The 20,780-nt window shown below is 64.8% G+C and carries 17 protein-coding genes and 1 tRNA gene; 8 read left to right on the top strand and 10 right to left on the bottom strand.

Annotated features, from left to right (window positions below; translation table 11 throughout):
* Positions 1–13: 13 nt before the first annotated feature.
* The 5 genes from ACW7G1_RS06955 to rnd form a co-directional block, all read right to left on the bottom strand.
* Complete coding sequence (locus tag ACW7G1_RS06955; RefSeq protein ID WP_456979041.1) at positions 14–1,345, bottom strand: TldD/PmbA family protein; 1,332 nt, start codon at positions 1,343–1,345, stop codon at positions 14–16.
* A 35-nt stretch (positions 1,346–1,380) separates the two neighbouring features.
* Positions 1,381–3,015 carry a TldD/PmbA family protein gene (locus ACW7G1_RS06960; RefSeq protein ID WP_456979860.1) on the bottom strand — a complete coding sequence of 545 codons (1,635 nt, stop codon included), beginning with the start codon at positions 3,013–3,015 and terminating at the stop codon, positions 1,381–1,383.
* Positions 3,016–3,034: 19 nt separating this feature from the next.
* Entirely contained in the window at positions 3,035–4,666 is a 1,632-nt protein-coding gene (locus tag ACW7G1_RS06965; RefSeq protein WP_456979042.1) for a TldD/PmbA family protein, read from the bottom strand.
* Between the two features lie 159 nt (positions 4,667–4,825).
* A tRNA-Ala gene (locus ACW7G1_RS06970) sits at positions 4,826–4,901 on the bottom strand.
* A gap of 51 nt (positions 4,902–4,952) precedes the next feature.
* A complete protein-coding gene (gene rnd, locus ACW7G1_RS06975) occupies positions 4,953–6,059 on the bottom strand; it encodes a ribonuclease D (protein ID WP_456979043.1) in 1,107 nt (368 codons plus the stop codon).
* Positions 6,060–6,153: 94 nt separating this feature from the next.
* Between rnd and ACW7G1_RS06980 the strand changes: the two genes are divergently transcribed.
* A complete protein-coding gene (locus ACW7G1_RS06980) occupies positions 6,154–8,055 on the top strand; it encodes an SUMF1/EgtB/PvdO family nonheme iron enzyme (protein WP_456979861.1) in 1,902 nt (633 codons plus the stop codon).
* Between the two features lie 33 nt (positions 8,056–8,088).
* On the top strand, positions 8,089–9,018 hold the full coding sequence (locus ACW7G1_RS06985) for a M48 family metallopeptidase (protein ID WP_456979044.1): 930 nt from the start codon (positions 8,089–8,091) through the stop codon (positions 9,016–9,018).
* Positions 9,019–9,044: 26 nt separating this feature from the next.
* On the opposite strand, the gene phaR is transcribed toward ACW7G1_RS06985, so the two are convergent.
* The 4 genes from phaR to epmB all read right to left on the bottom strand — a co-directional run bounded on the left by phaR (position 9,045) and on the right by epmB (position 13,869).
* The gene (gene phaR, locus ACW7G1_RS06990; RefSeq protein ID WP_456979045.1) at positions 9,045–9,542 is read right to left on the bottom strand and encodes a polyhydroxyalkanoate synthesis repressor PhaR; all 498 of its coding nucleotides are present in this window, start codon (positions 9,540–9,542) and stop codon (positions 9,045–9,047) included.
* A gap of 85 nt (positions 9,543–9,627) precedes the next feature.
* Entirely contained in the window at positions 9,628–10,368 is a 741-nt protein-coding gene (phbB, locus tag ACW7G1_RS06995) for an acetoacetyl-CoA reductase (protein ID WP_456979046.1), read from the bottom strand.
* 98 nt (positions 10,369–10,466) lie between these two features.
* Positions 10,467–12,545 (bottom strand): EAL domain-containing response regulator, encoded by a 2,079-nt coding sequence (locus tag ACW7G1_RS07000; RefSeq protein WP_456979862.1) that lies wholly within the window; start codon positions 12,543–12,545, stop codon positions 10,467–10,469.
* 304 nt (positions 12,546–12,849) lie between these two features.
* Positions 12,850–13,869: an EF-P beta-lysylation protein EpmB gene (gene epmB / locus ACW7G1_RS07005; RefSeq protein WP_456979047.1), complete on the bottom strand. Its 1,020-nt coding sequence runs from the start codon at positions 13,867–13,869 to the stop codon at positions 12,850–12,852.
* A gap of 114 nt (positions 13,870–13,983) precedes the next feature.
* On the opposite strand from epmB, the gene efp reads away from it, so the two are divergent.
* From efp to ACW7G1_RS07035, 6 genes are all read left to right on the top strand, one after another.
* Positions 13,984–14,550, top strand: coding sequence for an elongation factor P (efp, locus tag ACW7G1_RS07010; RefSeq protein WP_456979048.1), 567 nt, complete (start codon positions 13,984–13,986; stop codon positions 14,548–14,550).
* A 20-nt stretch (positions 14,551–14,570) separates the two neighbouring features.
* Complete coding sequence (locus ACW7G1_RS07015; protein WP_456979049.1) at positions 14,571–15,911, top strand: TRZ/ATZ family hydrolase; 1,341 nt, start codon at positions 14,571–14,573, stop codon at positions 15,909–15,911.
* A 27-nt stretch (positions 15,912–15,938) separates the two neighbouring features.
* Positions 15,939–16,661, top strand: coding sequence for a bifunctional 2-polyprenyl-6-hydroxyphenol methylase/3-demethylubiquinol 3-O-methyltransferase UbiG (ubiG, locus tag ACW7G1_RS07020; protein WP_456979050.1), 723 nt, complete (start codon positions 15,939–15,941; stop codon positions 16,659–16,661).
* Complete coding sequence (locus ACW7G1_RS07025) at positions 16,658–17,362, top strand: phosphoglycolate phosphatase (RefSeq protein ID WP_456979051.1); 705 nt, start codon at positions 16,658–16,660, stop codon at positions 17,360–17,362. Before ubiG ends, ACW7G1_RS07025 begins: the two co-directional genes overlap by 4 nt.
* The gene (locus ACW7G1_RS07030; RefSeq protein WP_456979052.1) at positions 17,314–18,108 is read left to right on the top strand and encodes a phytoene/squalene synthase family protein; all 795 of its coding nucleotides are present in this window, start codon (positions 17,314–17,316) and stop codon (positions 18,106–18,108) included. The genes ACW7G1_RS07025 and ACW7G1_RS07030 overlap by 49 nt, the downstream gene beginning before the upstream one ends.
* 101 nt (positions 18,109–18,209) lie before the next feature.
* Positions 18,210–19,919 (top strand): diguanylate cyclase, encoded by a 1,710-nt coding sequence (locus tag ACW7G1_RS07035; RefSeq protein WP_456979053.1) that lies wholly within the window; start codon positions 18,210–18,212, stop codon positions 19,917–19,919.
* Between the two features lie 50 nt (positions 19,920–19,969).
* Here ACW7G1_RS07035 and ACW7G1_RS07040 read toward each other — a convergent pair whose 3' ends face one another.
* Complete coding sequence (locus tag ACW7G1_RS07040) at positions 19,970–20,749, bottom strand: M23 family metallopeptidase (RefSeq protein ID WP_456979863.1); 780 nt, start codon at positions 20,747–20,749, stop codon at positions 19,970–19,972.
* Positions 20,750–20,780: the final 31 nt, after the last annotated feature.

Genomic DNA, 20,780 nt, shown 5'->3' on the forward strand with positions numbered 1-20,780 from the left:
TTTCGATGGTGGCTCAGACCGCGTCCGACAGGGAACTGAAGGTGAAATCACGCAGCTTCATCGCCGGGATCATCATCACGAAGTCCGACTCGTCACCCACGCGCACGGATCGGCCGAGTTCGTCGATGTTGTTGAGCATGATCACTGGCGACTCATTGAAGCGGAAATTCTTGACCGGATACTTGATAACGCCGTCCTCGATATAGAACGTGCCGTCGCGGGTCAGGCCGGTCAACAGCACGGTCTGCGGATCGACCATGCGGATGTACCAGGTGCGCGTGACCAGCACGCCGCGCTCGGTGCTCTGGATCAGCTCGGCGGTGGACTTGTCACCACCTTCCATCAGCAGGTTGCCGGGCTGCCCCGGGGCGCGTTTTCCGTGTTTGTCGGCCCAGTAACGCGAGTACTGCAGGTTGGCGATCTTGCCATCCTTCACCAATGACACTTTTTCGCGCGGCAAGCCATCGCCGTCCCACGGCAGCACCGCCACCTCCGGGTGCCATGGATCGGAGCTGATGTTGACGCGCGGGTCGTAGACCTGCTCGCCGAGCTTGTTGCCGCCGCCCTTTTTCGACAGGAAGCTGCGGCCCTCGTCGGCGCGCCGCGCATCGAAGAACCGCATCATGAACGAGACCAGCCCGGCGGCCGCCGCCGGCTCCAGGATCACCGTGTACTTGCCCGGCTCCAGCGCCTTGGCATCGGCGGAACCACGTGCCTTGGCGATCGCGGTCTTGATGTCGCTGCTGGCGTCGAACTGGCTCACATCCGCCAGGTTGCGCGCCACCCAGCCCGAGCCGGTGCCGTCGGCAGTACGCACGGTGCACGTGTAATCCATTGCCGAGGTCTTCTGGTAGCCGAAATTGCCCTTGCTGTTGGCTTGGGCATGGAAGCCCTGGCCATCATTGAGGAAGCCGGCGGCGACCAGGTCCTGGGTCTTGCACGGCTCGATCGAATCGGCAGCGACCTTGGCGCGATACGCCGGGGTGATCGCGGCGGTCGCGGCAGTGAAGGTCGGACTCGGCTTGTAGTCCTGCTTGCCGATGACGGGCATGAACTCGGGGTTTTCCGGGGCGAGCTTCGCCAACTCCTCGGCGCGTTGCACCACGCGTTTCAATGCGGCGTCATCGAACTCGTTGATCGTCGCCACGCCCACGCGTTTGCCGAACGCCACCTGCACCGCCAGGCTGGTATCGCTGACCACGCCACTGGTGGAGATGTTGTTCAGTGCGAAACGGACGTTTCCATCGATCGAGCCGTCCAAGGTCGCGGTGCATTCGTCGGCCGTCGACAGCGCGATGACCTTGTCGAGGATCGCCTTGGCCTCCTGTTCGGTGAGCATACCCATCTGCGGAACTCCTGGTTGATGCGTGCCTGGCGTTTCTAGCCGAGGCTGCGTGCCGTGTTGATGACGTTGATACCGTCGAAGCGTGTGGTGCTGGACCCGTGCGAGACCGCCGAGACCTGCGAGGGTTGGCCCTTGCCGTCGAAGAACGAGCCGCCGAGGCGGTAGTCGCGCTGGTCGCAGATGGCCGAACACGAATTCCAGAACTCCGGCGTGCGGATCTGGTACGCCACGTCCTCGATCATGCGGGTGACCTGGCCGTCCTTGATTTCGTAGAACAACTGGCCGCCGAACTGCGCGTTGTAGCGCTGCTGGTCGATCGAGTACGAGCCGCGGCCGAAGATGTAGATGCCGTTGTCGATGTCCTTGACCATCTGCGCCGGGGTCAATTCGGCCTTGCCGGGCGCCAATGAGACATTGGGCATGCGCTGGAATTGCACACTCGACCAGGAGTCGGCATAGGAGCAGCCCTGCGAGTGCGCCTCGTCGATGATATGGGCCTGGTCACGCGTGGCCTGGTAATTCACCAGGACGCCGTCCTTGATCAGGTCCCAGCGCTGGCCCGGGATGCCCTCGTCGTCGTAGCCGATCTCGCCCAGCGAATGCGGCTGGGTCCGGTCGGCGACGATCGTCACCTGGTCGCTGCCGTAGTGGTAATCGCCGGAGCGCCACTTGTCGAGCGTGGCAAAACTGGTGCCGGCGTAGTTGGCTTCATAGCCGAGCACGCGGTCCAGTTCCAGCGGATGGCCGACCGACTCATGGATGGTGAGGAACAGGTGGCTGGGGTCGAGCACCAGGTCGTACTTGCCCGGTTTCACCGACGGCGCCTTGAGCTTGGCCTGGGCATCGCGCGCCGCCGCGGCGGCGTCGGCGACGATGTCATAGGAATCGGAATACATCACCACGCCACCAGGCAGGTCGAAGCGGTGCTCCGGCTGCGGATCGAGGAACTCGTATCCCATGCCCATCGGCGAGGACAGCCCGTCGCGGGTACGGAACCTGCCGCTGGCCTGGTCGATCGCGGTGACCGTGAACGGCGTCCAGATGCGGTGGATGTCCTGGTCGATGTAGGAGCCGTCCGTCGACGCGAAGTATTTCTGCTCGTTGACCTGGAACATCCGCGACGCGACGAAGCTGGCGCCGGCGGACAGCGCTGCAGCGTTGGCCCCCAGCAGCAACTCGACCTTGTCCCTGACCGGTACTGCCATGGCGTTGCGTTGGATCGGCGTCGCCCACGACACGTCGCCGACGCCACGCGCCGGTGCCAGCTGGACCGGCGTGGTGATCATCTTCGCGTTGGCGTTCGCAATCGCAAGCGCCTGCAGCGCGGCTGCGGCCACCGCGTCGGTACCGAACTCGTTGGTTGCGGCAAAGCCCCACGCACCGTTGGACAACACCCGCACGCCGATGCCGGCCGACTCGGTGTTGACGATGTTCTCGACCTTGTCTTCGCGGGTAGTGATGAACTGGCGCAGGTAGCGCCCGATACGCACGTCGCAATAGCTTGCGCCGCCGGACTTGGCCGCATTGAGCGCGGCGTCGGCGAGACGCTTGTTCACGGCGGCGTCGAGCCGGCTGGTCAGCTCTTCAGCGGCAATGGCATGGCCGAACGAAGGCAGCAACAACAAGCCCAGACCGGCGCTGGATGCTTTCAGGAAATCGCGACGGTGCATCATCGTGCAGGGTTCTCCATCAGCCCAGGTTGCGTGCTGTATTGATCACGTTGACGCCATTGAAGCGTGCCGTGCTGGATCCGTGAGAGACGGTCGACGACTGCGATGGTTGGCCCTTGCCATCGAAGAACGTGCCGCCAAGACGGTAGTCACTCTTGTCGCAGACCCCGGCGCAGGAATTCCAGAACTCGGGTGTCTGCATCTGGTAAGCCACGTCCTCGAGCATGCCGGTGATCTGGCCGTCCTTGATGCCATAGAACAGCTGGCCGCTGAACTGCGCGTTGTAGCGTTGCTGGTCGATCGAGAACGAGCCGTCACCGACGATGTAGATGCCGTTTTCGACATCCTTGATCATCTCGGCAACGCTGAGCGGGTCCTTGCCGGGGGCCAGCGAGACATTGGGCATGCGTTGGAACTGCACGCTCGACCACGAGTCGGCGTAGCTGCAGCCATGCGAGGCGTCCTGGCCGAGCAGGTGTACCTGGTCGCGAGTGCCCTGCAGGTTGACCAGCTTGCCATCGCGGATCAGGTCCCAGCGCCTGGTCTTGACGCCCTCGTCGTCGTACCCGACCGCACCCAGGCTGCCGGGCTCGAGCTTGTCGGCGATGATGTTGACGTGCTCACTGCCGTACTGGAAGTGATCCCTGACCTTGTCCAGGGTCACGAAGCTGGTACCGGCGTAATTGGCCTCGTAGCCCAGTACACGGTCCAGTTCGAGCGGGTGGCCGACCGACTCATGGATGGTCAGCCAGGTGTGCGAGGGGTCCAGCACCAGATCGTATTTCCCCGGCTTGACCGAGGGCGCGTTGAGCTTCTCGCGCGCCTGCTTCGCTGCGGCAATCGCGTCATCGCGCAGGTTGTAGGACTGGCCGTAGCTGACCACCCCATTGGGCAGGACGAAGCGGTCGTCGGCATTCCCGTCGAGGTATTCGTAACCCATGCCCATCGGTGCGGACAACCCGTCGCGGGTACGGAATTTGCCGCTGGCCCGGTCGATGGCGGTGACCGTCATCGGCACCCAGATCCGGTGTATGTCCTGGTCGATGTAGGAGCCATCGGTGGACGCGAAGTATTTTTGCTCGTTGACCAGGAACAGCATCGAGTTGACGAAGTCGGCGCCGGCCTGGATGGCATCGGCGTTGACGCCCAGCAACAGCTCGGCTTTTTCCTTGATCGGCACCGCCATCGCGTTCTTGCGGATCGGTGTCTTCCAGGACACTTCGCCCAGACCCGGGGTCTTGGCCAGTTGCACCGGCGCGGTCTGGGTCTTGGCGTTCGCCTGGGCGATGTCCGTGGCCTGCCTGGCCGCATCGGCGATGCCTGCCGCAGTGAGGTCGTTGGTTGCCGCGTAGCCCCAGGAGCCATTGGCGATCACGCGGATGCCAACGCCGGTGGATTCGGTGTTGACGATATTTTCGACCTTGTCTTCGCGGGTCCTCAGGAACTGGCGCAGGTAGCGGCCAATGCGCACGTCGCAGTAAGACGCGCCGGCATCCGTGGCCGCCTGCAGCGCGGTATCGGCGAGCGCCTTGTTGACTGCCACGTCGAGCGGATCCAACAGCGCCTCGGCGGCAATGGCGTGCCCCCATGAGGGGAGCGCCAGGCCGGCGACGCCGAGGCTGCCGAGGGTAAGGAACTGTCGTCTATCCATCGTTAACGCGCCCCAGAAACGTGTCAATCGACTGTGCTGGCCACGCTATATGCCGTCAAGTGACGTTAGGCATGGTTGGTGCGCTGGATACAAGCCGGATACAAAAAACCCCGCACTGGGCGGGGTTTTTTGTATCCGGAGGCTATCCGGAATGTTTCGTGGTGGAGCGGAGGGGGATCGAACCCCTGACCTCCACGATGCGAACGTGGCGCTCTCCCAGCTGAGCTACCGCCCCACGAAGCTTGAAATTGTAGCGGCGTGCGGGCACCAGCGCCAGTACCCGCGACTATTTTTGCAGCAACGGGGCGAGACTGGGTTCCAATACTTCACGGCGCCAGCCAGCCAGGGCATCGGGCCACTCGCCGTGATCCAGCAGTGCCTCCAGATAGCGTCGCGACGCCAGAACGCCGGCAGGCAAGCCCAGTTCCGAACTGCGGGCGGTGACGGCGTCCTGCAGTTGCCGCAAACGGTTCTTGTCGCGTTTTTCCGCCAGTCCCGCGTCGGGCAGGTCGGCCTCGTCGGGCAACGGGGTGGTGAGTGCCTGCCAGATGGGCTCGCCCAGCTTGCGCGGTGCCTTGGGGTGGGCGTCCAACACGGCTTGCAGCGCGGCGGGATCCGCCGGCACGGTACGGGCCAGCGCAACCGCCAGCTCGTTGTCGAGGATCCAGCTGCGCGGGCGGTCGTGTTCGCGAGCGTAGGCCTCGCGCCAACGCAACAGCCGCACCAGGCGGCGCTGGGCGTCAAGGTCGAGGAACTGGGCGCTGCGCATTGAAAGATGCGGCCATTGCTCCAGCCCGGCGTTGCGGGCGTTGGCAACGGTGCGCGCCTCGTCGCTGGCCAGCCACTGGCTGCGACCGAGCTGGTCGAGCATGCCGGCCAGGGCATCGTGCATCGGGAACAGGTGGCGAACGTCGTCCGCGGCGTATTCCAACTGCGACGGTGACAGCGGCCGGCGCAGCCAGTCCGAGCGCGTCTCACCCTTGGCCAGGGCAATCCCGGTCAGGTTCTCGACCAGCTTCTGGTAGCCCATGCCACCGGCGATGCCCGCCAGCGCGGCTGCCAGTTGGGTGTCGAACAACGGCTGCGGTACCACGGCGCAGGCGTGTTGGAAGGCCACCAGGTCCTCGCTGGGGCTGTGCATGACCTTCAGGACCGACTCGTCGACAAGGATCGGTGCAAGTGCCTGCGTGATTCCCGGCGCAAGCGTGTCTACCAGCAGGATCTCCAGTACGCCGTCGCGCTCCAGCGCCAGTTGCACCAGTGCCAACTGTGGCCAATAGGTGCGTTCGCGGATGAATTCGGTGTCCAGGGCGATACGCACCGGGCGATCGGCGAGGCGGGCGGTCAGCTCGGCGGGATCGGTGATCCAGACGGGAGTGGATGATGGAGGCATGGCGGGACTTGGCACGTGAGAGCGGCTCCGATACACAGATTGCCGGGGCGGGTGACAATAGCCTACTTTCACCGTGCCCCTTGGCGCGGCGCCGATGGTTCGCAGGGCAGGAGGACGATTGCAAGCACGATTGCCAGTACAGTCACCCGCGTCACGACCCGTGCGGTGGGTAGCGGCCACGGTGCTCGCGCTGCTGTTGGCGGCCTGTGCGAACGAGCCGGACACGGAGCGTTCTGCATCAACCGATCCGGAAGCCGCTGCCGGCCCGCGGGTGCCGGTCGTCACCATCAGCGATGACCAGCAAGTCTCGCCCGTACCCGCTTGGCAGGCACCGCCGGTCGAAGTGGATGCCGACAGTGCCGCCGATCTGAAAAAAAGCGCGCAACTCGCGCTGGAACAGGGCGAATTGTTCGGTGACGCGAACGATGCCATCCCGTCGTACCTGGCGCTGCGGGATATCGCACCGGAGGATCCCGAGGTCCTGGCCGGATTGGAGCGCGCCCTGGAGGCTCTGCTGGCCCAGGGCAGCGCCGCACTGGGGGGAATCGATTCCGACCCGGAGCAGTTGCGTCATGCCCATCAGGTCGCCGCGGTTGCCCGGGCGGTTGCGCCGACCGATGAGGGCGTGATCGAGTACCTGGAATTGCTGGACCGCGCCGACCAGGCTGGGCAAGCCAACCTGCGCGGCGAGCGCGCGTTGAACCAGGGGCAAGACGGCCAGGACGGTGCGATAGGCTATTTCCGCCAGGCACTGGCGTTGCGTCCCGCGGATGCACGTGCGAGGCAGGGGCTGGCCGCGGCCGAGAGCGGCTTGATCCGCAAGGCCGAGCTGGCAGCCGAGGGTGACGACTACGCCACTGCCGAAACCTGGTTGGGACATGCCGCCCAGGTGCGACCGGACATGGACACGGCAGAGCAGGCGCGCCAACGGATAGCGCGCCAGCGCGGCGCGCGGGTGGGCAACCTGCGCGACGAGGGCATTGCTGCGTTGTCGAAGGAGGACGGCCTCGACGTGGCGCGTGGCAAGTTGGCAACGTTGCTGCGGATCGCACCGGCCGGCGACCCGGCGGCAATCGAGTTGCGCGAGCAGATCGAGCTGGTGACGCACTACGGGCTGTTTCGCCCGGGGCAGGCGTTCACCGAAGCGCTTGAGCACGGTGGCCGTGGCCCGGAGATGGTGGTGATTCCGCATGGCGCGTTCCGGATGGGGGCCGGTGACAACGAGCCGGACGCGAGCGAGTCGGAACTGCCGGTGCGCAGCATCCGTTTTGACCGCGGGTTGGCGGTATCGCGCAATGAAACCACCGTCGGCGAGTTCCGCCGTTTTGTCACTGCGACCGGCTATGAATCACGCGCCAGTCGGCGGCAGGGCTCCACGGTGTACGACGAGCGCAGCGGCAACCTGGTGCACCGAAGCCATGTGGACTGGCGCTCGGACTACACCGGCGCTCCGGCGGCCGATGACCAGCCCGTCGTGCATGTGAGCGCCAAGGACGCCGAAGCCTATGCCCGCTGGTTGTCGGAGCAGACGGGTCATCACTACCGGTTGCCGAGTGAGGCGGAGTTCGAATACATGTTGCGCGCCGGCAGCCAGACACGGTTTCCGTGGGGCGACGGTGCGCCACCATCCAAGGCCGGGAACTTTACCGGCGGACTCGACCAATCCCCCACTGGACGTGGTTGGCGCAATGCCTTTGACGATTATGGCGACGGGTCGTGGGGGCCTGCGCGGGTTGGCTCGTATGCGGACAACGCCTACGGTCTTCACGACCTGGCCGGTAATGTCAGCGAGTGGGTGGGCGATTGCTGGCATGACAGCTACCGGCGCGCGCCGTCTGACGGCCGCGCCTGGATCAATCCAGGCTGCCGGGACCGGGTGGTGCGTGGCGGCTCGTGGGCAAGCTCGCCAAGCCAGACGCGTTCGGCGTGGCGGCTTGGCAGCGACGCCAACACCACCAACGCCCGGGTCGGCTTCCGGGTGGTGCGCGAGATCTGAACGTAATGAGTTCCGGGAAATAAGGAGCGTGGAATGAATATCGGTTCCCTGTTGGGTTCCCGGCGCCGTACAGCGCCGGCTGGCAAGCGTCGCGGCGGTGGCATCCGTTGGTGGATATTGTTGCTGTTCGCCGGCTACGCGGCCTGGCAATGGTTTGGAAGTGCCCAGACCGATCCCTATACCGGCCAGACCGCGCACTATGGCGCCAGCTCGGCTGAAGAGTCGGAGCTTGGTGCCAATGCCTACCAGCAGGTGCTGGGTGACGCGCAGGCGCAAGGTGCGTTGCTTCCGGCGAGCGACCCGGTGAGCCAGCAGGTCCGCGGCATCGCCCAGCGGCTCGTGGCCAGGGTGCCGCAGGTTACCGCGGACCTGGCCGCCCAGCACCAGCAACCAGCCCCCACCTCATATCAGGACTTCCAGTGGGACGTGAGCGTCATCCAGTCCGACCAGGCCAACGCGTTCTGCCTGCCAGGCGGGAAGATGGCGGTCTATACCGGGCTGCTGCCGATCACCCGGACCGAGGACGCAATGGCGGTGGTGATGGGCCACGAAATTGCACACGCATTGTTGCGCCACGGCTCACAGCGCATGGCCCAGCAGAACCTGGTGCAGCTGGGGCAGGTGGCCGCCGGCATGGCGGTGGGCGGGATGGACCCGCAACAACAGCAGGCGGTGATGGCGGCGTTGGGGGCAGGGGCCCAGTACGGCCTGATTCTGCCGTATGGCCGCAGCCACGAAACCCAGGCGGACGAGGTCGGGCTGATGTTGGCGGCGGCGGCCTGCTATGACCCGCGTGCGGCGATACCGCTGTGGGAGCGGATGTCGCAACTGGGCGGCGGCGAACGTCCGCCAGAGTTCGCCTCGACCCATCCAGACCCCGCCAACCGCATCCAGACGCTGCAAGCCCTGATGCCGCAGGCTATTGGGTTCTATGAGAAATATTGCCAGGGGGCGGCCAGGTAACCGCAGCGCGCGGAGCTTGGCGGCGTCTAGGACTTGGACCTGGACTTGTCACCGGTCTTCTTGCCCGGTGGCGTCGGCGCTTGCCCGACGCTGCCGGACAGGTTCTGCTGGAATTCCTTCCATAGCGCCATGTTGCGCTCGGTCAGCTGGTTCATCATCGACCATGGCGTCTGCCCGACGGAGTTGCCGAGCTGTTTGCGCAACTGTTGCTGCTGCTCCAGGAAGGTCTGCATCGAGCGTTCCAGGTAATTGCCCATGAAGCCCTGCATCGAGTCACCGTAAAAGCGGATGACATGACTCAACAGCTGCGTGGAGAGTATCGGCTCGCCGTTCTGCTCATGCTCGGTAATGATCTGCAACAGCACCTGGCGGGTGAGGTCATCACCCGAACGCGCGTCACGCACCTCGAAATCCTCGCCATCGATGATCAGCTGCCGCACATCTTCGATCGTGATGTAGCTGGATATCTCGGTGTCGTAGAGCCGACGGTTGGGGTATTTCTTGATGACGCGATTGGAGGACATGGGACAATCGGACCGGAAGCCATGATGCTTTGCAGCATGGCCCAGCAGGTGAGGTCTTGCAACAAGGCCGGCCGGCGCTGCGACGTTACCAGCCCATGTATTGACCGCCGTTCGCGGACAGGTTGGCGCCGGTTATCCAGCCCGCCTCGTCAGGCATGAAGAAGCTCACCGCGTAGGCGATCTCATCGGGCGTGCCGAGACGTCCGGTGGGGATCTGGGCAATGATTTTCTCGCGCACTTCCTCGGGTACCGCCATCACCATGTCAGTGCCGATATAACCCGGCGAGACGGTATTGACGGTAATCCCGAACTTCGCGTTTTCCTGTGCCAGCGAGATGGTGAAGCCGTGCATGCCGGCCTTGGCGGCGGCGTAGTTCGCCTGCCCGTACTGGCCCTTCTGGCCATTGATCGAGCTGATCTGGACGATCCGGCCCCACCTGCGCGCGCGCATGCCTTCGATCACCGGCCGGGTGACGTTGAAACACGAGTTCAAGTTGGTGCAGATGACGTCGTTCCATTGCTGCGCCGTCATCTTGTGGAAGGTCGAGTCGCGGGTGATTCCGGCGTTGTTGATCAGGATGTCGACCGGGCCGAGCTGGCGCTCGACTTCCTGGATCAATGCGGCGGCCTGTTCCGGGCTGGACACGTCGCCCGGTGCCAGCGCGACGTCGATGCCCGCGTCTTTCATCTTGGCTTGCCAGGCAGCACCACGGGCCTCATCGCGAAAGTTGGTCGCGACCTTGTGGCCCATGTTGACCAATCGCCTGACGATCGAGGTTCCAATGCCGCCGGTACCGCCGGTGACCAATGCGACGCGTGACTGCATGTCCTGTCTCTCCTCAATGGCGGGTGCAATCGGGATGGTGCTCCCTTGCTGGAAGAGTCTAGTAGGCAAGCATGAAACTTCTGTTGTGCAACGCAGCGCTAGTTGAATTCGTGATCCATTCTGGGTCCGGCCTTGGCCAGGAAGTGTCCCTGGGCGTAGTCGATACCCGCGCTGAACAACACCGTCATGCTGGCGGCATCCTCGACCATCTCGGCAATGGTCTGTTTTCCCGACTCACGGGCTTTGTCGGCAATCTCGCGGATGCGGCGCTGGGACTCCGGGTTCGCCGGGAGGTCCTCCATGAAGCTGGGATCGAACTTCAGCAATGCGGCGTCAAAATGACTCAACAGCTGGAACGAGTTCAGCCCGCTGCCGAACTGCTCCAGTCCCACCCGCACTCCCATCTTCGCGACCTGTTGCTGGAACACCTGGGCGGCTTTGAGGTGGGTGAACACCTTTGACTCGGATAACTGGAGCACCAGCAATTCACCGTCCACTGCGTGCCTGGCCAGCTGCTCCTGGATGTGTTGCAACAGGCTGTCGTCCTGCAGCGATACCTCGGTGATACGCACCAGCAAGGTGGTGCGCTGGCCGGCCTTGAGCTGCTGGGCAATGCTGGCGATCGCATTGGCGACCACCCAGCGGTCAATTTCCCACAGCAAGCCGTGCTCTTCTGCAATGTGCAGGAATGCCGGTGGTTGGATCAGCTCGTCGTGCTCACCGCGCATGCGCAAGTAGGTGTCGTACATCTGCCGGGGCTCGCCGTGCAGGCTCACCAGTGGCTGGTAATGCAGGACGAAGTTGTCACCATCAATGGCATCGCGGATGCGCTCGACCCAGGCCTCGATACGCTCCTGCTCGGCGCGGTCGACCGCACCGGGGTCGAAGATATCGACCCGGTTGCCGCCGACCCCGACATTCGATTGCACGGACTGGTGTGCCTTGCCCAGCACTTCGGTGACACTGGCGATCTTCTGCCCGATCTGGACCCCGCCGATACTGACGGTTGCGTTGAGCGATCGTTCCCGGGTCTCCAGCACATGGTTGGCGAATGCATTGCGCACCGATTCGGCCAGGGCCAGGGTCGCGTTGAAATCGCTTCCGCGGCGCAATACCGCCAACTGGTGTTCACCAAAGCGTGCGGCGATGTCGTTCTCGCTCAGTACGCCCTGCAGGCGCTGGGCGCAGGCGGCGATCAGGTCGTCGGCCGCATCCAGGCCGATGTCTTGCAGCAGGTGGGCGAAATGATCAGGTTCCACCAGCAGCAAGCCATGGCTGGTCGCGTTGCGCGCAGCATCGGCGACCGTGTCCTCCAGCTCCCGCAGGAAGGTCGCCCGGTTGAGCAAGCCGGTGGCGTTGTCGCGATGGCGCAGAGCTTCCATCTCCCGCACCAGTTCCGGATCCAGCTCCTGTCGGCGCAATACGACTTGCTGGCAGGTTTCCCCCTCGTAACTGGCGGGAGTGAACTCCATCACCGCCGGGAAGCTGCTGCCATCGCTGGCGCAGGCCTCGGTCTCATACCGCGGTGGTGCCGACTCGCCCTTGCCCAGTCGTTTCAGCAGCTGTTTGAACTCGTCGACGTGCTGTGGAGCAATCATGTCCAGCAGCGACATTCCCTCGATGTCCTCGAACGAGTCGAACCCGAACGTCTCCAGATAGGCATCGTTGGCGCGGATGTGCATGCCTTCGTGGATATAGGCGATGGGGTCGCGCGACGAGTCGATCAGGGCATCGCAGCGACGTTCGGTTTCGCGTACCTGCGATTCCAGCCGACGCAGGTCGCGGCGCGCTTCCAGGTCGGACCATTCACGGCGCACGACCGTCTCGATATGTGCCAGGCGGTTGCGCAGGGCGACTGCGCGCGCCCCCGTCGCGATGACATTGACCAGGCTGTCGCCGTCAATGGAGTCCAGCAACACCACCACCGGCAGGTCCTTGCCGGTGGCGTCGACCTGCGCCATCACCTGGGCCAGTGGAACGATATGCGCATCGTTGGCCACCAGGACCAGATCGTGGGGTTGATTGGCCAACAGGGCGGCGAAATCCGCTTCGTGTTCAGGACGGCTGGGGCGCACGGCAATACCACTGTTGCGCAAGCCGTTGGTAATGCCTTCGGCAGCCTCCACGCTGTCGTCGACGATCAGCAGCCTGAGCATCGTGTTCTTCACCGCCTGCATGTTGTCCCCTTGGTCCGGATGGATCGACGATTGCCGCGCAGCCACGCGGACCGTTGCATTGAAATCGGATGGTGCCCCGACCGTGGAAGTGCTGTCCGCAACCACGGCATTGTTGTCAGTTTGTACCAGCATGATGCCCCCCTTGCGCTGCCGGACGCGTGACTTGGTGCCCATTGGTGGCTGGGCACCCGCGCCTGGCGAAGTGCCGCAACACGGGCTTGATCCGGTCAGCTTGTGACAGCTTATGCCAGAACCTGTCCCAAGCGTCCATGCATGCGCATCAGGTTGAGACGTCGGTTGCGGTCTACAACGGTCTTTTGCCGCTGTCGCCGGCGGTTTCACGGACCAGCCGCGGGACCAGGTAACCCGAGAGCCGGGCGCACAGTGCTGCGTGCAGTTCACGGGCCCGCTGGTCACTGACCTCGAAATGGGCCGCGCCCTGGACGCGATCCAGTTGGTGGAGGTAATACGGCAACACCCCAGCGGCAAACCCGCGCTCGCTCAGCGCGGCCAAGGCGTCGACCGAATCGTTCACCCCGCGCAACAGCACTGCCTGGTTGAGTACCGTGGCGCCGGTGTTGCGCATTCGAGCGACGGCGGCATCGACATCGGCATCGAATTCATTTGCGTGGTTGGCGTGAAGAACCACCGCGACCGGCCAGGGCAGGGTGCACAGCCAGTCCTGTAGCGCCTGGTCGACACGCTCCGGCAGCACCACCGGCAGCCGGGTGTGTATCCGCAGGCGCTTGATATGGGCGATGTCGGTGAGCGCGGTGGTGAGTTCGGCGAGTTTTGCACTCGACAGCGACAGCGGGTCGCCACCCGACAGGATCACCTCGTCGATCGTGGGGTCGGCGCGAATCAGCGCGACCGCCTCGGACCAGCCACCGGCCGCGGCGGTCTCCTGCGCATACGGGAAATGGCGCCGGAAGCAATAGCGGCAATTGATGGCGCAGCTGCCGGTGCTGACCAGCAAGGCGCGCCCGCGATACTTCCGGATCACCCCGCTGCCGGCCTTGGCCGCCCCGTCACCCACCGCATCCAGGCTGAAGCCTGGGCTTGGCTGCATTTCCGCATCCAGCGGCAGGACCTGGCGAAGCAGGGGGTCGTGCGGGTCGCCGTGGCGCATACGGGCGACGAACCCACGCGGCACGCGCAGCGCGAACTGGCTCGCGGCGGCGTCGGAGATGCCCATTGCGGCGGGATCCAGGCCGAGCAGGTCGAGCAGCTCGCGCGGGTCGCGCACCGCGTCGCGCCACAGCTGCTGCCAGCGAGGTGGTCGCGAAGGGGCTGGCTGCATGGCGATGGGGGCTGCGGGTATCATTCGATTCCAGTTTCGCTTGTGACCGGCGTGACCGGAGACAGCCAGATATTCTAGCGGCCCGCGGCACAGCACGGGCCGCGCCATCATTGCCATCTACAGCGCAGGAGTTTCAGCATGGCCTCTTACGGCATGAACGACGTAAAAAACGGGATGAAGATCATGGTCAACAATGACCCGTGCGTCATCGTCGATACCGAGTACGTCAAGCCGGGCAAGGGCCAGGCATTCACCCGGGTGAAGTACCGCAGCATCAAGTCCGGCCGCGTGCAGGAAGTCACCATGAAGGCGACCGACTCGCTCGAGGCCGCCGACGTGATGGATACCGACATGCAGTTCCTGTATGCCGACGGCGAGCATTGGCACTTCATGGACCCGACCAACTTCGAGCAGGTCCAGGCCGACAAGAACGGCGTCGGCGACGCCGCCAAGTGGTTGAAGGGCGAAGAGGATTGCATCGTGACCCTGCTCAGCGGCACGCCGATCTTCGTGACCCCGCCGAACTTCGTCGAGCTGAAGATCGCCGAGACCGACCCCGGCGTGCGCGGCGATACCTCGGGCGGCGGTGGCAAGCCGGCCACCCTGGAGACCGGCGCAGTCGTGCGCGTGCCGCTGTTTGTCGGCCAGGACGAGATCATCAAGGTGGACACCCGCTCCGGCGAGTACGTCAGCCGCGTCAAATGACCAGGTAAACAAGAGAACCCATGCACACTGACATCCCGGCCCAGCCCTGCGACCTGTTGATCGAAGCCGGTTGGGTCGTACCGATCCAGCCGCACGGCGTTGTTCTTGAAGACCACGCCGTCGCGGTGACGGACGGCGTCATCATGGCAGTCTTGCCGACAGCCGAGGCCCGCACGCGTTACAGCCCGAAGGAAACCGTCTCGCGCCCCGACGCGGTGCTGATGCCGGGCCTGGTCAATGCCCACACCCACAACCCGATGACGCTGTTGCGCGGTGTTGCCGACGACCTGCCCCTGATGGAGTGGCTGCAAGACCACATCTGGCCGATCGAGGCCGAGGTGATCGGCCCGGAGTTCGTGGCGGACGGCGTGACCCTGGCCATTGCCGAGATGTTGCGTGGCGGCACCACCTGCGCCAACGAGAACTACTTCTTCCCCGACGTCCAGGCCGCGGTCTACAAGCAACATGGTTTCCGGGCCCGGGTCGGCTTGCCGGTCATCGACTTCCCCACGCCTTGGGCGGCCAGTGACGATGAGTACTTTGACCGTGCCGGGGAGGTCCACGACCAGTGGCGCAATGACCCACTGGTGTCGATGGCATTCGTCCCGCACGCGCCGTACACCGTCTCCGATGCCAGCTTCGAGCGGATCCGGATGCTGTCCGACCAGCTCGACATCCCGGTCCACCTGCATTGCCACGAGACCGCGCACGAGGTCGCCGAGTCGCAACTGAAGTACGGTCAGCGTCCGCTGGCGCGGCTGGACCGGCTTGGGCTGGTCAATGACCGCCTGATTGCGGTGCACATGACCGACTTGCTCGACGAGGAGATCGCGCTGTGTGCCGCGCGCGGCGTCAGCGTGGTGCATTGCCCGGAATCCAACCTCAAGCTGGCGTCCGGCTTTTGTCCGATCGGCAAGCTGGAGCAGGCCGGCGTCAATATTGCGATCGGCACCGATGGTGCGGCCAGCAACAACGACCTGGACATGTTCGGCGAGACCCGCACGGCAGCCCAGATGGCCAAGGCCGTGGCCGGCGATGCCGCAGCCTTCAGTGCCCCCAGTGCGTTGCGCGCCGCGACCCTGGGCAGCGCGAAGGCCATGGGGCTGGATACGCAGATCGGATCGATCGAGATCGGCAAGCAGGCCGACCTGGTGTGCGTCGACATGAGTCAGATCGAGAGCCAGCCGCTGTTCAACGTGGTCTCGCAACTGGTTTACGCCACCGGCCGGCATCAGGTGACCGACGTGTGGATCGGCGGCAAACCAAAACTGCGTCAACGCGAGCTGGTCGGGCTTGATGCGGCGGCGCTGATCGCCAATGCAGGACAATGGCGTCAACGGATCGCCGCGATCCATCCTTGAGCCGCCACGATCCTGGAACCGAATCCGATGACTGCACCATCCGCCACGCCCAATGACAACTTCCACCAGACCGAGCTGGACAAGTTCGGTGCGCTGGCCAACCGCTGGTGGGACCCGCAGGGCCCGCAAAAGGCGCTGCATGCGCTGAATCCGGCTCGCCTGGGTTATGTCGCTGCGCGTCGTCCACTGGCGGGCGCCGACATGCTGGATGTGGGGTGTGGTGGCGGCTTGCTCAGCGAAGCGCTGGCACGCGAGGGCGCGCGGGTGACGGCGATCGATCTGGCGCCGGAGCTGGTCAAGGTTGCCCGGTTGCACGGGCTGGAGAGCGGCGTGGAGGTCGACTACCGGGTGCAGTCGGTCGAATCACTGGCAGTTGAAATGCCGGCGCGGTTCGACGCGGTGACCTGCATGGAGATGCTGGAGCACGTACCCGACCCGGGCGCGATCATCCAGGCCTGTGCGAGCCTGCTCAAACCGGGTGGTCGCCTGTTCGTGTCCACGCTCAACCGGACCCCGGCCGCGTTTGCGTTGGCGATCGTCGGGGCCGAATACGTCGCCCGTCTGCTGCCCAAGGGCACCCACCGCTACCGTGACTTCATCAAGCCGTCCGAGCTGGGCGCCTGGTTGCGTGAGGCGGGGCTGCAACTGGAGGATGTCAGCGGCTTGATGTATGAGCCGTGGCGCAACGCAGCGCGGGTGGTGAAGCGCACGGATATCAACTACCTGGCCTGCGCACGCAAACCCGAATGACCGCAAAATTTCCCCGGACCGTCCTGTTCGACCTTGACGGCACGTTGCTTGACAGTGCGCCGGACATGCTGGCGGCGATCAACGCGATGCGCGTCGAGCGGAGTTTGCCGCCGATGCCCATGGACGGCTTGCGCCCGCACGTATCAAAAGGCGCACGTGCGATGGCCGCCGCCGCGTTTCCCGATGTCGACCCGGCGCAGCGCGAGACATGGATTCCGGCTTTCCTGGATCACTATCAGCGCCAGCTCGGCCGTCACGGCCAACCGTTCGAGGGAATCGAGGCGATGCTGGCGAAGCTGGAATCGGCGGGCAGTAGCTGGGGCATCGTCACCAACAAGCCCGAGTACCTGGCTGCCCAGTTGATTCCGTTATTGGGGTGGCAGGACCGTTGCGCGGTGTTGATTGGTGGCGACACGCTGCCGGCGCGCAAGCCCGATCCCTTGCCGCTGGTCACTGCTGCGCAGCGCATGGGCATTGCCCCGGCCGATTGCGTGTATGTCGGCGACGACGAACGCGACATCATCGCGGCGCGCGCCGCCGGCATGCCTTCGGTGGTGGCGTTATGGGGCTATCGGCTGCCCGGTGATGATCCTGCGGCCTGGCGGGGCGACGTGATGGTCGCGTCACCGGAGCAGTTGTGGGAAGCGTCTGCATGGCCGTCGACGTCATCCCCATCGACATCAGGGTCATCGAGGTCATGAGCATCAAGGGCGCTCCGGACGCGAAACGGCCCGTCGCCGACGAAGGCGAGGCCCAGACACTGGACAATTTCATCGGGAAATGGCGAGCTCGCTGGCCCGAATGGAGTGTCGCTGAGGTTTTCGTGACGCGTTCCGAACGCGAGTGCGCGCTGGCCTGGGCCACGCTCCAACAAGAACTGACCGATGCCGCATGGGGCGGCAGCGACCCGCGGCCAGGCGCTGCCAAACTGTCCTGGTGGCAGGAAGAGCTGGTTGGCTGGGGCCGTGGCGCGCGTCGGCATCCGCTGGGCGTGGTGTTGCAGCGCTACCCGGCGCCATGGGACGGTTTGGCGGCTGAACTGCCAGCGCTGGCCAATAGCCGCGACCGGCCCGTCAGCATCGACGAAGCGTTCGGCGGGTTGTCATCGGTCGCCAATGCGATCGCCAACATCGATGCGGCGCTGTTTGCCGTCGCCGGCAATGAGGGCGATGGGGAGGTGGTGATGGCAACCCTGCTGCACGCCCGTTTTGCGCAGCCCGGTGATGCCCACGTACCACTGGACATGCTGGCCCTGGCGGGTGCTGGCGACCCGCGGGCGGCATGGGCGAACGAGCTGGCCAGGCGATGGCCGGACCACCTCGCCGCGAGCCGTTGCCGGCGCCTGTGGGCAGGATTGGCGAAAGCGCGCCTGCAGGCGTCTGATCCCGACCGGCCGCTATCGCCCTGGGCGACGTTGTGGCTGGCTTGGAACGCGGCACGCCACTGAGTCGATTCGGCGTTATGCTCGGAGCATACGCAGGCTAGGGGGGCGGAATGGGGTTTTGCTGGGGTCAGCGCTATCGCAGGGCAGCATGGCTGGGTCTGGCCATGGCCTGTCTGTTTGCGTTGTTGTCGCTCGCCTCGGGCGGCTCCGGGGCCGCTGCACCGACATTGAATCCCGACATCCGGTCAGGTTTGGCATCGGTGACGGTCGCCCGGCTGGACGCCGATCCGACGGCCATGCAAGTCAGCGCCGGCGAGAGGGATGACGATTTTGTCACCCTTCCCGACGACATCATCCATGCGTCAGAGCGATCGCCGCGCTGGTGGCGGGTGACGGTGGACCGCGTCGCTCCCGGATTGTCTGCAGCCGGCATGTTCGATGCACCGCTTTTGGTGATGCGATCGCCGTACATGACACGTGTCGAGGTCTGGCGGCCGGGACACACCACACCGTCGATCCATGCGCGGGTGGGGCCGGAAGCCGACCTGGGTTACTCGACCCGGGCGCTGGTGTTTCCCCTGACGGACGGGGTGATGGCCGGGGATTCAATCTACCTGCGGGTCCACGCTCCCGCGACGGTCTCGATGCCGGTCTCGATAGATACGCTGAGTGCGGTCCACGAGGCCGACCTGGTCCACGTGGCATGGCGGACGGCGCTGCTGGGCAGCCTGATGCTGTTGGCGGTACTCGCATTGGGGCTGTGGATCGGCATTGGTGAGCGCAGTTACGCCTACCTGTTGTTGACGCTGCTTGCGCAAGCTGCTTATTTTGCGACTTCCGGCGGGGAGATCCGCCTGCTCCCAAGCCTGGCCGCGTTACTCGGTCACGACCCCCGGATTCCGCGGCTGTTTGCCGTCGTTGCGGTTTTGTCCAGCCTGGTCTTCGTTGGCAGGTATCTGGATCTGCGCGTGCGCCAGCCTGTGATGCAGCAATTGCTTGCACTGTGCGGCGCGTTGTTCGGCGCACTGGCACTGGCCGCACTGGCCAACGCCGCCAGCTGGATCGCCACGACCATCAATCTGGCCTTGCTGTTGGCGACTGGGCTGGTATGGATTGCCACCGTGGTCGGCTGCCTGCGCCGCTATCGGCCGGCCTATGTGTTGTTGCTGTCGATATTGCCGATGACAACCTTGATGCTGTTTGAGGTCGGCACGATGGCCGACCTTTGGCCAGCGCCGCCCTGGTTGGATCACGTGTTTCCGATGACGATTGCGATGTCCGGGCTGATCATCCTGATCGGGCTCAGCGATACCATGCAGCAGTTGCGGCGCGATCGTGACCATGCCAGCCAGTTGGCGGGGTTTGATGCATTGACCGGTGCAATGTCGCGCCAGGCGATAGAAACGCGATTGTGGACTTGCGTCTCGGAGTCGCGCAGCAATGGCTTTCCCCTGTCGGTGTTGTTCCTGGATGTCGATAATTTCAAGCAGATCAATGACGGATTTGGGCACGGTGTCGGCGACACTTGCCTGAAGGTCATCGTCCTGCGTATCCGCAATCGCTTGCGTACCTACGACCTGCTCGGCCGCTGGGGCGGTGACGAATTACTTGTAGTGCTGCCCAACACCCGTTTGGCTGAGGCGGTGGGCGTTGCCGAGAACCTGCGGTCGGCGGTCAGTTCAAGGGCGCTGTCGATCGACGGCCAATTGCTCGACGCCACCCTCAGTCTGGGCGTGGTCGAGCTTGTCGGGGACGAGAACGCTGAACAGCTGCTGGAGCGCGCGGATGCTGCGCTGTACGCGAGCAAGTCCGCCGGCCGTAACCGGGTGACCGGCAGCCGGTCGTTGCATGTGGCGCGAACGACGTCATCGTGAGCAACACGAAACTGGTTGGCACGCAACGGCCTGCACAACCAGTGCAGCGATCATTTGCCCCGGTCGAGAACCAGTAGCGGGTCGATCCGCACGTCCAGCCAGTTCATCCCCCAGTGCAGGTGTGGCCCGGTGGCGCGCCCGGTCGCGCCGACGGCGCCAATGACCTGGCCCTGCTCGATCATGTCGCCGGTCGAGACATCCATGCGCGACAGATGCAGGAAGTTGGAGCTGATGCCGTGGCCATGATCCAGCACGATGGTGCCGCCGGTCAGGTACAGGTCGTCGCTGAACGAAATCACGCCGGCGGCCGGCGCCTTGACCGGCGTGCCGCTGGCAACGGCGATGTCCATGCCCGAATGGGCCGAGCCGGGCGTTCCGTTGTAGATGCGCTGGTTGCCGAACCGGCCGCTGATCCGCCCGCGAACCGGCCAGATGAACTCTTGCGCGAAGCCGGTGCGTGCGTCGTCGCGGGTCCGCGCCGCGGCGACGGCGGCCTGTTCGCGGGCAATGCGCTTGGCGATTGCGGGCGGAGGTGTGACCGTCTTGCCGGGCACACCGTTGACGCGCTCGGTCGGGAAGTCACGCGGTGTGATGGTGATGCTGACCGATTGCTGCCGACCATTGGCTCCTGACACCTGCAGGATTACGGGGCCGGTCTCGTCACGGGCGATACCGAATGCAACCGTTCCGTAGGACGTGACCCGCAGGTCACGGCCGGCGTAATGGACGGTGCTGCCGGAGGGCACTTTGCCAATGACCAGAGAGCCCTGGGGAACGGAACCGGGGAACACGACGCGGCGATCGGCCTGCACCGCTTCCACTGCTGGCAGCCGGGTGTCCTGCGATGAACCGGCGGCGCAG

It is taken from the genome of Lysobacter sp. A378 (genome assembly GCF_054052125.1).

Bases quoted from the DNA above. Each gene is read 5' to 3' on its own strand.
- epmB (WP_456979047.1), bottom strand. From the start codon at position 13,869: ATGATACCCGCAGCCCCCATCGCCATGCAGCCAGCCCCTTCGCGACCA.
- rnd (WP_456979043.1), bottom strand. From the start codon at position 6,059: ATGCCTCCATCATCCACTCCCGTCTGGATCACCGATCCCGCCGAGCTG.
- ACW7G1_RS07000 (WP_456979862.1), bottom strand. From the start codon at position 12,545: ATGCAGGCGGTGAAGAACACGATGCTCAGGCTGCTGATCGTCGACGAC.
- ACW7G1_RS06980 (WP_456979861.1), top strand. From the start codon at position 6,154: ATGGTTCGCAGGGCAGGAGGACGATTGCAAGCACGATTGCCAGTACAG.
- ACW7G1_RS06960 (WP_456979860.1), bottom strand. From the start codon at position 3,015: ATGCACCGTCGCGATTTCCTGAAAGCATCCAGCGCCGGTCTGGGCTTG.
- ACW7G1_RS06985 (WP_456979044.1), top strand. From the start codon at position 8,089: ATGAATATCGGTTCCCTGTTGGGTTCCCGGCGCCGTACAGCGCCGGCT.
- ACW7G1_RS06955 (WP_456979041.1), bottom strand. From the start codon at position 1,345: ATGGGTATGCTCACCGAACAGGAGGCCAAGGCGATCCTCGACAAGGTC.
- efp (WP_456979048.1), top strand. From the start codon at position 13,984: ATGGCCTCTTACGGCATGAACGACGTAAAAAACGGGATGAAGATCATG.
- ACW7G1_RS07030 (WP_456979052.1), top strand. From the start codon at position 17,314: ATGGCCGTCGACGTCATCCCCATCGACATCAGGGTCATCGAGGTCATG.
- phbB (WP_456979046.1), bottom strand. From the start codon at position 10,368: ATGCAGTCACGCGTCGCATTGGTCACCGGCGGTACCGGCGGCATTGGA.
- ACW7G1_RS06965 (WP_456979042.1), bottom strand. From the start codon at position 4,666: ATGGATAGACGACAGTTCCTTACCCTCGGCAGCCTCGGCGTCGCCGGC.
- ACW7G1_RS07035 (WP_456979053.1), top strand. From the start codon at position 18,210: ATGGCCTGTCTGTTTGCGTTGTTGTCGCTCGCCTCGGGCGGCTCCGGG.
- ACW7G1_RS07025 (WP_456979051.1), top strand. From the start codon at position 16,658: ATGACCGCAAAATTTCCCCGGACCGTCCTGTTCGACCTTGACGGCACG.
- ubiG (WP_456979050.1), top strand. From the start codon at position 15,939: ATGACTGCACCATCCGCCACGCCCAATGACAACTTCCACCAGACCGAG.
- phaR (WP_456979045.1), bottom strand. From the start codon at position 9,542: ATGTCCTCCAATCGCGTCATCAAGAAATACCCCAACCGTCGGCTCTAC.
- ACW7G1_RS07015 (WP_456979049.1), top strand. From the start codon at position 14,571: ATGCACACTGACATCCCGGCCCAGCCCTGCGACCTGTTGATCGAAGCC.